Source organism: Paraburkholderia sp. JHI2823, assembly GCF_038900695.1.
In the GTDB taxonomy this organism is placed as follows: domain Bacteria; phylum Pseudomonadota; class Gammaproteobacteria; order Burkholderiales; family Burkholderiaceae; genus Paraburkholderia; species Paraburkholderia mimosarum.
Window position 1 is genome coordinate 70424 of the sequence record NZ_JAYMRY010000014.1, and the last position, 13065, is coordinate 83488.

The following is a 13065-nucleotide window of genomic DNA, read 5'->3' on the forward strand; positions in this document are numbered from 1 at the left end:
ACGGGCCGGAAACCGTACGACCATAGCACGGCCGTGTGGCAGACAATCGATTGCGTATTTGGGTGCCTTGCTGGCCGCTCGCGCTTCGCCAGGCGCGACACTCTGCCCTCTGCCGCTGTGCCGCGCAAGGAAGAGAATCCTCTGTTGAGCGATCGGTCCGGATCGCACAGGGACGACATCATGGCGAAGAAGTTTCCAATTCAACCGCTACACCCCGAGCGCTTGTGCTGGGGCTGCGACCACTACTGTCCGGCCCACGACATGCGATGCGGCAACGGCCAGAGCCGCACGCAGCATCCGGCCGAACTGCTCGGTAATGACTGGTTCGAGCACGGCGACTGGGAGATCGAGCTAGACCCGTCGGGCAAAAGCGTTACGCCATAGTCGGCGACGCCGCACGCGGGGGACTTGCGCGAGACGACGCTTGGGGCGCGACGCTGCGGCCGCCCAACTGCCCTCGCCCCAGATCAGCGTTCGAGGCGGACCAGGCCATGTGGACCACATGGACGAAGAGACCCGCGCCGAATAGGACCAAGGTCCGGTTGTTCGCGCGGAGGGAACGACGTACGCTTCGGTTACCCTCCTGATCGCAGTGGTTCCCCACTGCGCACGCGTGCCGCGCAGGCGGGATCACCCGCAGCCGGGGACAACCATGGCCCGTCCACAGAAAGCCGAATCGTCCATCCACTCACTGCCCGTCGGCAGGTTTGATAACACGATCCTCGTCCTGCAAGGTGGCGGCGCGCTCGGCGCCTATCAGGCGGGGGTTTTCGCGGGGCTTGCCGAAACGGCCATCGTTCCGAACTGGGTCGCGGGCGTGTCGATCGGTGCAATCAACGCAGCCCTGATTACGGGCAATCCGCCCGAGCGCCGCGTCGAGAGGCTGCGTGAATTCTGGGAGCGCGCGTCGGCGTGGTCGCCTTTTACACTGCCTTCGTCGATCGATTCGATTCGCCCTTTCCTGAATTTTTGTAGCGCCGCTTCGGCGGTATCGTTTGGCATCCCAGGCTTTTTCTCACCCCGTCTAATGTCACCCCTTATCGCTCCAAAGGGTTCGATTGGCGCATTGAGCTTCTACGATACCGAGCCTCTGCGTAATACGCTCAACGAGCTTGTCGACTTCGACCTCATCAACAGCAAGGCAGTGCGCCTGTCGCTCGGCGCAGTCAACATATGCACCGGGGAGTCCGTCTATTTCGATAACACGAAAATACAGATCGGGCCGGAGCACATCATGGCGAGCGGGGCGCTACCGCCGGGTTTCCCACCCGTGCACGTTGACGGCGATTGGTACTGGGACGGTGGCATCTCGTCGAACACGCCGCTGTGGTATGTGGTTGACGAAGCCTACCGCGAAAGCGGCCTCGTGCTGCAAGTCGACGTGTTCAGCGGCGCGGGCGCGTTCCCGGAGAACATCAATCAGGTACAGGAGCGCATGAAAGACCTGCAGTACGCCAGCAAGACCCGCTTTAACGCGGCGCGCATCAATCAGCAGGAGGAGCTGCGCGCGTCGCTGCGGCGGGTGCTGGCAATGCTGCCCGAGCACGCGCAGTCCGACCCCGATGTCCAACGGCTCGCCGCGATCAGTACGCGTGGTGAGGTCCTGCTCGTGCGCTTGACCAACCGCCACGACACGCACTCGTCCGACTTCAAGGACTACGAGTTTTCTCGCGCGACCGTGCAGGACTTATGGGAAGGCGGTCTCGGTGATGTTCGCCACGCAATCGCCACCGAGGCATGGCGCGACGCGATAGAGATGGCCCAAGGCATTTACGTCTGCGACCTCACAACGAAGTCCGAAAAGGAGTCACCACGATGAAAGAATCCGAAGTGATCGAGCGCGCATTCGCGATGCCGCTCACCAGCCCCGCGTTTCCCCCGGGTCCGTACCGTTTCGTGGACCGCGAATTTCTCATCGTCACCTACCGCACCGACCCTGACATACTCGCCCAGGTGATCCCCGCGCCGCTGGAGATGACCGAGCCGATCGTCAAGTTCGAATTCATCCGGATGCCGAACTCTACCGGCTTCGGCGACTACACCGAAAGCGGACAGGTGATACCGGTACGTTTCCAGGGCCAGCCGGGTAGCTACGTGCACGCCATGTACCTCGACGACATGGCGCCTATCACGGGCGGACGCGAACTCTGGGGCTTTCCGAAGAAGCTTGCGTCGCCACAGTTGCGCGTCGAAAAGGACACGATCGGCGGTGTGCTGCGATATGGCCCGGTACCGATCGCGGTCGCCACAATGGGTTACAAGTATCGCCCATTGCCGCACGACAGGATTCTCGCATCGCTCTCTGCGCCAAACTATCTGCTGAAGATCATTCCACACGTCGACGGCACGCCACGGATTTGCGAACTGGTTCGATATTTTTGCGAGGACATTACCGTCAAGGGGGCCTGGGAGGGTCCCGCTGCAATCGAACTGTTCCATCACGCGCTTGCGCCCGTTGCGGCGCTGCCGGTACGCGAGGTGATTTCAGGCTTGCATATCATGACCGATCTGACGCTCGGGCTCGGCACGGTGGTCCACGACTATCTGGCACGGTGACGCTTGTCGCGGCGCGTACGGCAATGGCCGCCCCGGCGGCCAGGGCCCTCGCGTCGAAGCAGGCCCGGCGCTCCCGGTCGCGCAAATTCTACGAGCACTTCACGAAACGGCCCGCTTCATTCGGGTATGCCCGTTACCTGCGAATCCAAACGGTAACCAGATACTTAGTTATACGATACAAGCGGAGAATTCCGCCGATAAAAGAACAGCCGGGTGCCTTGCGCAGCCGCCCTCGAGCGGCAACCGCTTGACCTAAGTCAATTTGACCATCGCCCACCGCCTTAGCCTTGCCAAAGGCTCCACGACTTCAGAACGGGATGCCACGGGGAAATCGACCACTCGGTGCCCGGGAACGGGCTTCCAGCGTTTTGACAGGCGAACAAAGGTGCGAAGATGAGAAATGCGACCTATCGTGGTGTGATTACCGTGGCGGCCACCGTCCTGCTCGTTGCCGGATGTGCAAGCAACAACGTTCCGACCCAAACGCAGTACTCAGGCTTCCTCGGAGATTATTCGAATCTCCAGCAGGCCCAGGACCCGAAAGGAGAAACGTTCTTGCGCTACGTGAGCCCCAGGCTCAATCCGGCTTCCTACCATGCCGTCATTGTCGAGCCGCTCACGATGTATCCCAAAGCCGAGCCCACGGACCAGTTGAGCCAGGCAACAATCGATCAGATACGCAGTTACGGCACGACTTGTCTGAAGCAGGCAATCGCTTCGCGCGTGCGCGTCGTCGATACGCCGGGCCCTGGCGTCGTGAAGCTGAACGTGGCCGTAACCGGCGTCGCCAGCACGGCAGAGGGGCTCAAGCCGTACCAGGTCGTACCCATGGCCTTCGTCGCCACGATGGCTGTCAATACGGTAGCGGGCGCACCGCAGCAAGCGAAGCTGCTGGTCGAGGCAATCGCCACGGACAGTGTCTCCGGCGAGGTCTTGTCCAAGTCGGTCCGCACGCACACGGGCGAGCGGTTGCAGCGCGTTGCCTCGAACATGCCCGTCATCACGTTCGAGGCGGTCAAGCCGATCATGGACGACTGGTGCGACTCGGTTTCGAAATCGGTCACACAGTATGTAAAGCCGCGCTGAACGCGCCATAAGAGAGCGATATGTGGATCTACCGCATCGACGAACCGCGTCTTGGCGCGGTTCGGGTGCACGAATGGCGCCGTCGTGCCCGACATGCCGTTGCCATGCTCGTGCTGGTGCTCGTCGCCGCGACTGGCGGGCTCGTGTTGCTGGACGAGTCGACCGCTCCTTTTCATACCCGATTGTTCACCGCGCTCTGGGATGCGGCCAACCTGACCACGACACTGGGCGATTTTTCGGAGTTCGACGAGCGCCAGAAGGTCTTCATGCTCGCGGCAATGCTCGTGACCATGTTCGTTGCCGCGTTTTCCATATCGAGGCTGACCGGAATTCTGTCCGGAGACGACGTAATTGCTTACAGGGAGAACCGGGCCATGGAACGTCAACTCGAGCGGCTCGCCGGACATGTCGTGGTCGTGGGCTACCGCTCGCTGGGGCAGCGCGTAAGCGCGCAACTCCGCGAAGCGGGCGAAACCGTGCTGGTGCTGGTAGTCGACGCATCGCTCGCAGACAAGGCTGCGGAGAACGGCAACCTCGTCATCCTCGGCGCCGCAGACGTCTTCGACGACGCACTGCGCCGCGCCCGCCTCGACAGCGCAAAGGCGCTCATTGCTACGAGCCCCGACGGCGACGCCAACGTGGCCATCACGCTGCTGGCGAAATCGTTGAACCGGTCGCTGCCGATCAGCGTGCCCGGCGAAAACGGCTTGAGAAAAGCGCTGCTGGAGGACGCCGGAGCGACCGATGTCGTCATTGGCGATGACATCGTCGCCAACGCACTGATCGGAAAACTCGGCGCTCGTACGAAGGCCGTATCGTGAAGACAACCCTGTCCGAGGCCACACCTCGTTCGCGATCGCGCCCGCGTTGCCCGAAGGCATGTTTTTCCACTCGCTTATCACCAAAGGAGTCCGAAATGAAAACCCTCATCATACTGACGTGCGTGATGATTTCGACGAACGCGTTCGCGGAATGCGCGACGAATGCCCGTGGTGAGACCGTCTGTGGCAATGGGCAGACTGCCGGAGGCTATAACCGGAATACGGGCACGGCCTGGACATCGCAGGTCAACCAGAATGGCGTTCGAACGACCCAGACCAATCATGGCGGCGAAGCGAAGACAATGAATGGAAAAGGCGTCGCCAAGGGGCCGGGCGGAACGACCTGTTATAAGACCGCGACCAGTCACGGTTGCAACTGAACACGCTCGTCGGGCCATGCGACGCCGCGCGACGGTCATCGCGGAAGATTTTTAAGAATCGCCGCTGCCACATCCTGGCTGACCATGCCCAGCGCGTGATCGTGCGCGGCGACAAGCGCGTCATAGCCTTGCCCTTGCGCGGGCACGTGTGCGAGCGTGCGCCCGACGATCGGCGTCGCCTTGCCGGGAGGCCAGATCGTCCACAGCGCCTCGATAGTGGCCATATTCCCAGGCACGGAGTCGAACTGCATGACATCGACACGCACGCGCCACGTCGGCAAATCACTCGAGTCCGCCCCGTACGTACTCACGTTTTCGGACCCAAGCAGGATCGAAAGATTCCCGGCCAGCGTACGCTGGATGTTGCCCTTCAGCGGCCCGGCCCAGCGCTCGAACTCGTTGGGCCACACCTGGTTGCCTGCAACGCTGACGACGATCTGCGGCCGGTCGACCAGCTCGGGAATCGTGACAGGATTGACCACCACATACTGCGGCATCTCAGTGCCCATGCTGGTCAGCGCCGCGTCCGGCTTTAGCCGGTAATAGGTCGACGTCGGCGAGTTTCCACAACCGCCGAGCGACGCCACCAGGGCCATGAAGAGGGGTGCGAGGGCGCGTGTCACGGGTGGGCCTCCTGCTTCTTGCCTCGAATCAACGCCTCCGGATGCTGCTCGAGATAATCGGCGAGCGAACGGAATGCGGTAGCCGTGCGTGCAAGCTCTTGTACCGCGTCGGCTGTGTTCTGCTGTAGCGGCGAGTCGGGTTTCAATGCGTTGTTGGCCGTATTGAGCGCCGTCTGCGCTGCAGCCAGCGTGCCCTGCGCCTGCGGGACGACAAGGGTGTCGAGATCGTTGAGCAGCGTCTTCGCACTCGCAAGTGTCTGCTGGGTGTTCTTGCCGATGGCGCCAAACGGAATCGTGTTCAACTTCGCCACGAGTTCCGTGACGTTGTCCTGCAGCCGCTGGAGGTTTCCGGGAATCGTCGGCAGTTCCGGCGGCGACGACTCCCAGTTGACCGTGGCTTTTGGCGCGTCGGGGAAGAAGTCAGCGGCCAGATAAAGTTGCCCGGTCAGCAGATTGCCCGTTCGAAGCTGGAGCCGCAGCCCCTTCGCGACCAGACGATCCGCAAGCGCGTGAGGATCGTTGCTTAGGCGGCCGCCGCCGCCAGTGCCTGCGTTGGCGGCATAGCGCGACGTGAACAGTTCGGGATACAGATCAATTTCCACCGGAATGGTGAACCTGTCCGTCTTGGGATCATAGCGCGTGTAGATCGCCGTGACCTCTCCAATCACAATGCCGCGGAAATCGACGGGCGCGCCCACAGTGAGTCCCCGGACCGATTCAGTGAAGTTGGCGACGTACTTGACGACGATGTGATAGTGCGCCTTCATGGCGTCCCCCCGATTCGGGAACAGCGTGAAGGTCGAGCCGCTCGCAGCGACGGCATCATCACGCGCGTCGGGCGGAGACTCGAATGCAATGCCGCCGATCAAGATCGACACCAGCGACTGTGTGTTCACCTGGATGCCATTCGACCCGACTGTCACGTCGACACCGCTCGCATGCCAGAAACGGGTGTCCGCAAGGACGAACCTGTCATACGGCGCGTTGATGAAAACCCGCAGCGTCACACCGTGGCCATCTGGATCGAGCTTTAAGGCGGAGACCTGTCCGACCTGCAGCCTTCGGAAGTACACCGGCTCGCCGACGTCAAGCGAGCCCATATTCGTGCTCTTCAGGATGAATTCGCGTCCGGGCACATCGCTCGCAATGACCGGCGGGACTTCGAGTCCGACGAAATCGCGGCGTTCGGTCCTGGATTTTCCGACATCCATTCCGATATAGGATCCGGACAGGAGCGTACTGATCCCGGAGACGGTCCCGCCGGAGACGCGCGGACGCACGACCCAAAAGCGGGTGTTATCGACGAGCATGTTCGCCGCATCCTTTTTGATGTCGGCCGTTGCAATGACCCGCTCGTGGTCGGGTGTAAGCGTGACGGACTTGATGATGCCGATGTCGACGTCCTTGAATTTGATTTTTGTTTTTCCCGCCTCGAGGCCTTCGGCTGTCAAGAAGCTGATGGTGATCGTCGGCCCCTTCTCGATGGCCGCCTTGACGGCGAGCCACCCGCCGATCAGGACCGCGAGGATGGGGACGAGCCAAACGATTTGCAGGCGCCAGCGTGATCGCGGCACCGCATCCGCATTGGGGAAATCAGGCTCTTTGTCGGGTGCCGGCATGATCGCGCTCCGCTTCGTCCCATATCAGGCGAGGATCGAACGCCATCGCCGCAAACATCGTCAGCACCACCACAGCCCCGAATGCGATCGCTGCGTTGCCGGCCTCGATGGTCGCGAGTGCCTGGAACTGCACCAGCGCAACGAGCATCGTGATGACGTAGATATCGAGCATCGACCAGCGTCCCACGAACTCGACCACCCGATAGATCCGCGTGCGTTCCACGGCGTACCAGCGCGAGTGCAGCTGCGTGGAGATCGCGAGGTAAACGAGCGCGAGGATCTTCAGCATGGGCACGGCAATACTCGCGACGAACACGACGATTGCTAGCGGCCATGACCCAGACGTCCACAAATAGACGACACCGGACAGGATCGTGTCGTTCTCGGTGCCGAACAGCGAGTTCGTGTACATCACGGGCAACAGATTCGCAGGGATGTACATCACCATCGCCGCGGTCAGGAAGGCCCACGTGCGCGAGAGGCTTGCGGGCTTGCGCAGGTGCATCGGCGCGCCACAGCGCGGACAATCGAACGCGTGCGTGTGATGCTGCGCGCTGGCGAGCAGTCCGCAATCGTGACAGAGGGCGAGACCGCATCGCGCTGCAGTAGCTGCGCCTCGCAGCGACGCCTCGTCCAGGTCCGGGTCCGCACCCCTGTGCTCAATTGCGGCGACGCGCGACCACAGGGCGCGCGTATCGAATGCGGAGCCAGCCGCCGCCAGTACGAACATCAGGGCACCGAACGACCAGAGCGCGGGACCCACCACCACACCAGCGATCGCGGACAACTTCACGAGCGCGACCAGCAAGCCGAGAATCAGCACTTCGGTCATGCCCCACGGCTGGCAGAGATGGCACAGCCGGAAAATGGCCGGACCGCCCCACGGAGCACGGTCGAACTTGAGCGGTATCAGCAGCCACAACATGCTCGTGGTCTGCAAGACCGGCATCAGAAACGTGGTCGCGAATACCAGGCCCGCGATGGGCCATTTTCCGTCGTGATACAGCACGCTCACGGCGCCCAGCAGCGTCGTCTCGACGACGGTGCCGTTGACCGACAGACCAACGATCGGGTAGAGGTTCGACACCGCAAAGAGCACAACGGCGGCGAGAGAAAACGCGAGCGCGCGATCGAGACTGCCGGGCAGTTCCCGGTACAGCTCGGCGCGGCAGCGCCGGCATCGCAACGCCCCTCCCTCCGGCACGGCCACCTCGCGCTGCAGGAGATCGCATTCGTGACAGGCGATAAGTTTCCCACGAGTCATTGGGACACCTGTGCGACAGGCTGCGCAGATGTGGCTGGCGGTTGCGACTGTGCGGGTGCCGAGGCCGGCACGGTCATCTGCTCTGCCTGAACTACCCAGCCGCCGCCCATCGCCATATAGAGGTTGACGACGTTCGTCAGGGTTGCCGCCTGGGTCTGCGTGAACTGAATTTCGGCGTTGAACAGATTGCGCTCGGCGTCGAGCACCTCCAGGTAGCTCGTATAACCGCCTTCGTAGCGCGCGCTCGCGAGCCGCAGATACTTGCGCAGCGCCTCGACCTGCCTGCCCTGGACTACCAGTTGCTCGCGCGACTTCTGGACCGCGATCAAGGAGTCGTCGACTTGCTGGAACGCCACCTGGATGGCGCTCTGGTAGGCGAAGAGCGCTTCTTGCTGCCGCGCATCGGCCTGTTTGTTCTGCCCATAAATGTTGCCAGCAGTGAAAATCGGCGCCGTCACGGCCCCGGCGAACGACCACACTCGCGCCGGGCCAGTGAACAGACTCGAGAACTGCGTGCTGGCGGAGCCAAAGAATCCCGTCAGCGAGATCTGCGGGAAGTACAAGGCGCGCGCCGCGCCGATCAATGCGTTTTGTGCGATCAGGTTCTGCTCTGCCTGTAGCAGGTCGGGCCGCCGATTGAGCAGGTCAGACGGCACCCCCGCAGGCACCGCGGGCGTGGCTAGCGCGCCCAGCGCGCGGCCACGCAGAATCGGCATGGGATTGCTGCCCAGCAGCACCGAGAGGGCGTCTTCCTGCTGCGCGATCTGTTGCTCGAGCAGCGGGATGTTTGCCGCCGTCGCCTCATAGTCGGACTGACTCTGCGCAAGCTCCATCTCCGAGGTCTGGCCGTACTGCAAACGCAGTGTGAACACGTGCACGGAATCGGCCCGGCTCCCCAGTGTGCGTTGTGCGATTTCGAGCTGGCTGTCGAGGCTGCGCAACACGATGTACGAGGAGGCGACCTGCGCAACGAGCGTCAGGATGGTCGCGCGGCGCGCCTCCTCGGCAGCGCTCACATTGGCGCGCGCGGCTTCTGTTTCACGCCTCACCTGACCAAACAGGTCGATCGTCCAGAAGCCCGATATGCCGGCCTGGAATTCGTTGAATACAGGGGACGCGCCAGTGGGTAGCGGTACGGGACCATTCTGCGTTGCGCGCTCGCGCGTCGCATTCAACCCGACGCTCGCTTGCGGGAAGAGTGCAGAACGAGTGCTCACGAACTGGCCCAGGAACTCGTTGACGCGCGCGGCCGCCTGCTTGACGTTGAGGTTGTTCTCCAGCGCAGTCTTGATCAAGTCATCGAGGACGGGATCCTGGAACTGCTCCCACCATGCCGTGTTGACGACGTCGGCCGCGTCTCCATAATCGAACCGGAATGTCGCGGGCACGGCCACCTTCGGTCGCTCGTAGTCGGGGCCGAGCAGGCAGCCATACAGCGAGCCTGCGAGCACTAGCATCATGGAGAGACGCGCGTATGCGGCGGCACGCATTTCACTCTCCCTCGCGCCGCGCCGAAGGCGAGGCATGCTGGGAGCCGGGTCCGCCCGTATTCGGGGGCGGCGCGCTGGGCCCTGTGTGAGGCGTCTCCTTGCCCCCGGTCTTGCGCGAGCCAATCGATTCGATGCCCCAGTAGAACATCGGGATGAAGAAGACGGCGATGGCGGTTGCCCCCAGCATCCCGCCGATCACACCCGTACCGATCGAATGACGGCTGTTCTGCGAGGCGCCGAGCGCGATGGCGAGCGGCACGCAGCCGAGGATAAACGCAAGCGAGGTCATCACGATCGGACGCAGGCGCTCCTCGGCCGCGATCAGCGCTGCGTCGTACGGCGACTTGCCCTGCTCCCGGTTCAGCACCGCAAATTCGAAGATCAGGATGGCGTTCTTCGCGGCGAGCGCGACCAGCATCGTCAAGCCGATCTGGAAGTACACGTCGTTGTTGAGCCCACGCAGCAGAATCGCGAGCAGCGCGCCAAACAGGGCGAACGGCACCGCCATCAGCACGCCGAACGGCAACGACCACTTTTCGTATTGCGCCGCAAGGATCAGGAACACCATGATGATGCCGAACACGAATACGAGGTTCCCCGTCGAGCCCGACTTGATCTCCTCGAACGCCTCCCCGCTCCAGCCGACCGAGTAACCCGGCGGCATCTGTGCGGCAAGCTCCCGCAACGTCGATATCACCTGTCCGGAGCTGTAGCCCGGTGCCGCGTTCACCGTGATTTTCACGGCAGGGAAGTTGTTGAACCGGGTGACCAGGTCGGGGCCTGTCACGTAGCGGTACGTCATGACCGCCTTGATCGGCACCATGTTGTTGGTGCGGCTGCGCACGTAGATCTGGTCAAGGTCGCGCGGCGTGAGACGGTAGCGCGGATCGGCCTGCACGATCACCTGCCACAGCCGCGCGTCTTTGTTGAACTGCGACACGTAGAGCGAGCCGAACATGGTTTGCATGGCGCTGTACACCTCCTCGACCGGCACACCGAGCGTCTCTGCCTGATCGCGATCGACATTCACACGCAGCTGCTGCGACGCCGCGTTGAACGTCGAGGTCACGCCAGTCAACTCCGGCCGCGCCTTCGCCTTGGTCACGAAATCCTGGACGACGCCTGCGAGCTGCTGAATCGACCCGTCGCCCTGGCTTTCGATCCACATCTCGGTGCCGCCCGTCGTGCCGAGGCCAGGAATGGACGGCGGGTTGACCGGCACCACGATGCCCTCCTGCACTTTAGATAAAGTCTCGTAGGCCTTGATCAAGACCGCGCGCGCGTTCTGCTCCCTGATATTCGAGAACTTGTACCGCTCATCGAAGCTCCTCAGACCGACGAAGAATGTGCCCGCGTTGTACTTGTTCTGACTATCCAGCAAGCTGAAGCCGTTCACCACGGTGATGCTGCTGACCGCCGGTTGCTTCATGAAATGGTCGGTGACTTTGTCGCCGACCGCCGCGGTCCGGTCGAGGCTGGCTGCATCCGGCATGATGATGGCGCCAAGCAGATAGCCCTGATCTTCGGGCGGCAGGAAGGCACCCGGGATCGACCTGGCCATCAGGACCGCGAGCACGATAACGCCCACGAAGACGAGGATACCGATCACGTAACGCTTGATGATGAACTGCACGGCACGCCCATAGCCCGCCGTCATCTGCGTGAACTTGTTTTCGAACCAGCGGAAAAAACCCTTTTTCTCCTGGTGCGCGGGCTTGAGCAGGATGGCAGCCAACGCGGGCGAAAGCGTGAGCGCCACGACTCCCGAAAGCACCACGGAAATCGCAATCGTGATCGCAAACTGCTTGTACAACTGTCCCGTGATCCCACCGAGGAATGCGACCGGGACGAACACGGCACACATCACGAGCACGATCGCCACGACCGGCCCCGACACCTCGTCCATCGCCCGTTTTGCTGCATCTTTAGGACTGAGCCCGTGGACGGTCATATTGCGCTCGACGTTCTCGATCACGACAATCGCGTCGTCCACGACAATGCCGATCGCGAGCACCATGCCGAACAACGTCAGCATGTTGATGGAGAATCCCAGCGCAGCCATCCCCATCGCGGTACCAACGATCGACACAGGAACCGCGATCACCGGGATGATCGTCGCACGCAGGCTCTGCAGAAACACGAACACGACGATCACCACCAGCACGAGCGCCTCGAAGAACGTATGAATCACGTCGCTGATCGATGCGCGCGTAAAGTCCGTCGTATCCATTGCGATCTGATAGTCGAGCCCCTCCGGGAACGACTTCTTCAGCGTTGCGAGCGTCGCACGCACCTGCTTCGAAACGTCAAGCGCGTTCGCACCTGGCTGCTGATACACCGCGATAACGGTCGCCGGCTTGCCCTGGAAGGTGGTGCGATTGGAATAGCTCTTCTGTCCGAGTTCCGCACGGCCGACGTCCCTGAGCCTGACGATAGCCGCTCCGCTGCTCGCTGCGCGGATGATGATATTGTCGAACTCGACGGGGGTGGCGAGGCGCCCCGTCGTCGTCACCGCGAACGATTGCTCGACCGCGCTGCCCGTCGGTGACTGGCCGACCGTGCCCACCGCGAATTCCTGGTTCTGGGCGCGCACGGCGTTCTGAACGTCGCCTGCGGTAATGCCGAGCTGCGCCATGCGATCCGGCTTCAGCCAGATTCGCATCGCGTAGTCAGGTGTCCCGAAGATGGACGACTGGTTGGCGCCAGGTATGCGCTTGAGCGTGTCGAGCACATAGACGTTCGCGTAGTTCGCGATATAGGTCGGATCGAATCGCTCGTCCGGCGAGTAGATCGCGATCACCATCATGAACGCATTCGACTTCTTCTGGACCTGGATGCCCTGGGCCTGAACGCTCTCCGGCAGTTGCGGCAATGCGAGGTTCACACGGTTCTGCACGTCGACCTGCGCGAGTTCCGGATTCGTGCCGATCTCGAAGAAGACATTGAGCGTCAGGTTGCCCGTCGACGAACTCGACGAATACATGTAGATCATGTTGTCCGCGCCGTTGACCTGCTGCTCGATCGGCGCGGCGACGTTGTTCGCAACGACTTCGGCACTCGCTCCAGGGTAAGTGGCCGATACCGTGATCTGCGGCGGCGTGATGTCCGGGTACTGCGCAATGGGCAGAGAGAACAAGGTCAACGCGCCGCCAAGCGTGATGACGATTGAAATGACGGACGCAAAAATCGGCCGGTCGATACAGAAGTGGGAGATATTCATGGAGCC

The 13065-nt window shown here is 62.2% G+C and carries 11 protein-coding genes; 6 read left to right on the top strand and 5 right to left on the bottom strand.

Features of this window, described 5'->3' with window-relative positions:
• Positions 1 to 180: 180 nt before the first annotated feature.
• From VSR34_RS17345 to VSR34_RS17370, 6 genes are all read left to right on the top strand, one after another.
• Positions 181 to 384 (top strand): DUF3079 domain-containing protein, encoded by a 204-nt coding sequence (locus tag VSR34_RS17345; protein ID WP_342963043.1) that lies wholly within the window; start codon positions 181 to 183, stop codon positions 382 to 384.
• A 229-nt stretch (positions 385 to 613) separates the two neighbouring features.
• Positions 614 to 1819: a patatin-like phospholipase family protein gene (locus VSR34_RS17350; protein WP_342963044.1), complete on the top strand. Its 1206-nt coding sequence runs from the start codon at positions 614 to 616 to the stop codon at positions 1817 to 1819.
• On the top strand, positions 1816 to 2556 hold the full coding sequence (locus VSR34_RS17355; protein WP_342963045.1) for an acetoacetate decarboxylase: 741 nt from the start codon (positions 1816 to 1818) through the stop codon (positions 2554 to 2556). Before VSR34_RS17350 ends, VSR34_RS17355 begins: the two co-directional genes overlap by 4 nt.
• Positions 2557 to 2949: 393 nt before the next feature.
• Positions 2950 to 3642 (top strand): DUF3313 domain-containing protein, encoded by a 693-nt coding sequence (locus VSR34_RS17360; RefSeq protein WP_028212816.1) that lies wholly within the window; start codon positions 2950 to 2952, stop codon positions 3640 to 3642.
• Between the two features lie 20 nt (positions 3643 to 3662).
• Positions 3663 to 4463 carry an NAD(P)-binding protein gene (locus VSR34_RS17365; protein ID WP_342963046.1) on the top strand — a complete coding sequence of 267 codons (801 nt, stop codon included), beginning with the start codon at positions 3663 to 3665 and terminating at the stop codon, positions 4461 to 4463.
• 95 nt (positions 4464 to 4558) lie between these two features.
• Positions 4559 to 4843 (top strand): hypothetical protein, encoded by a 285-nt coding sequence (locus VSR34_RS17370; RefSeq protein ID WP_028212818.1) that lies wholly within the window; start codon positions 4559 to 4561, stop codon positions 4841 to 4843.
• A gap of 35 nt (positions 4844 to 4878) precedes the next feature.
• Here VSR34_RS17370 and VSR34_RS17375 read toward each other — a convergent pair whose 3' ends face one another.
• Genes VSR34_RS17375 through VSR34_RS17395 form a run of 5 tightly spaced genes read right to left on the bottom strand, consistent with a single transcriptional unit; the run spans position 4879 to position 13059 of the window.
• Positions 4879 to 5466: a PqiC family protein gene (locus VSR34_RS17375; RefSeq protein ID WP_028212819.1), complete on the bottom strand. Its 588-nt coding sequence runs from the start codon at positions 5464 to 5466 to the stop codon at positions 4879 to 4881.
• Positions 5463 to 7085: an MlaD family protein gene (locus VSR34_RS17380; protein WP_342963047.1), complete on the bottom strand. Its 1623-nt coding sequence runs from the start codon at positions 7083 to 7085 to the stop codon at positions 5463 to 5465. The genes VSR34_RS17375 and VSR34_RS17380 overlap by 4 nt, the downstream gene beginning before the upstream one ends.
• A complete protein-coding gene (locus VSR34_RS17385; RefSeq protein WP_342963048.1) occupies positions 7060 to 8349 on the bottom strand; it encodes a paraquat-inducible protein A in 1290 nt (429 codons plus the stop codon). The genes VSR34_RS17380 and VSR34_RS17385 overlap by 26 nt, the downstream gene beginning before the upstream one ends.
• On the bottom strand, positions 8346 to 9839 hold the full coding sequence (locus tag VSR34_RS17390) for an efflux transporter outer membrane subunit (protein WP_342963049.1): 1494 nt from the start codon (positions 9837 to 9839) through the stop codon (positions 8346 to 8348). Before VSR34_RS17390 ends, VSR34_RS17385 begins: the two co-directional genes overlap by 4 nt.
• 1 nt (position 9840) lies before the next feature.
• The gene (locus VSR34_RS17395; RefSeq protein ID WP_342963050.1) at positions 9841 to 13059 is read right to left on the bottom strand and encodes a multidrug efflux RND transporter permease subunit; all 3219 of its coding nucleotides are present in this window, start codon (positions 13057 to 13059) and stop codon (positions 9841 to 9843) included.
• Between the last annotated feature and the right edge of the window lie 6 nt (positions 13060 to 13065).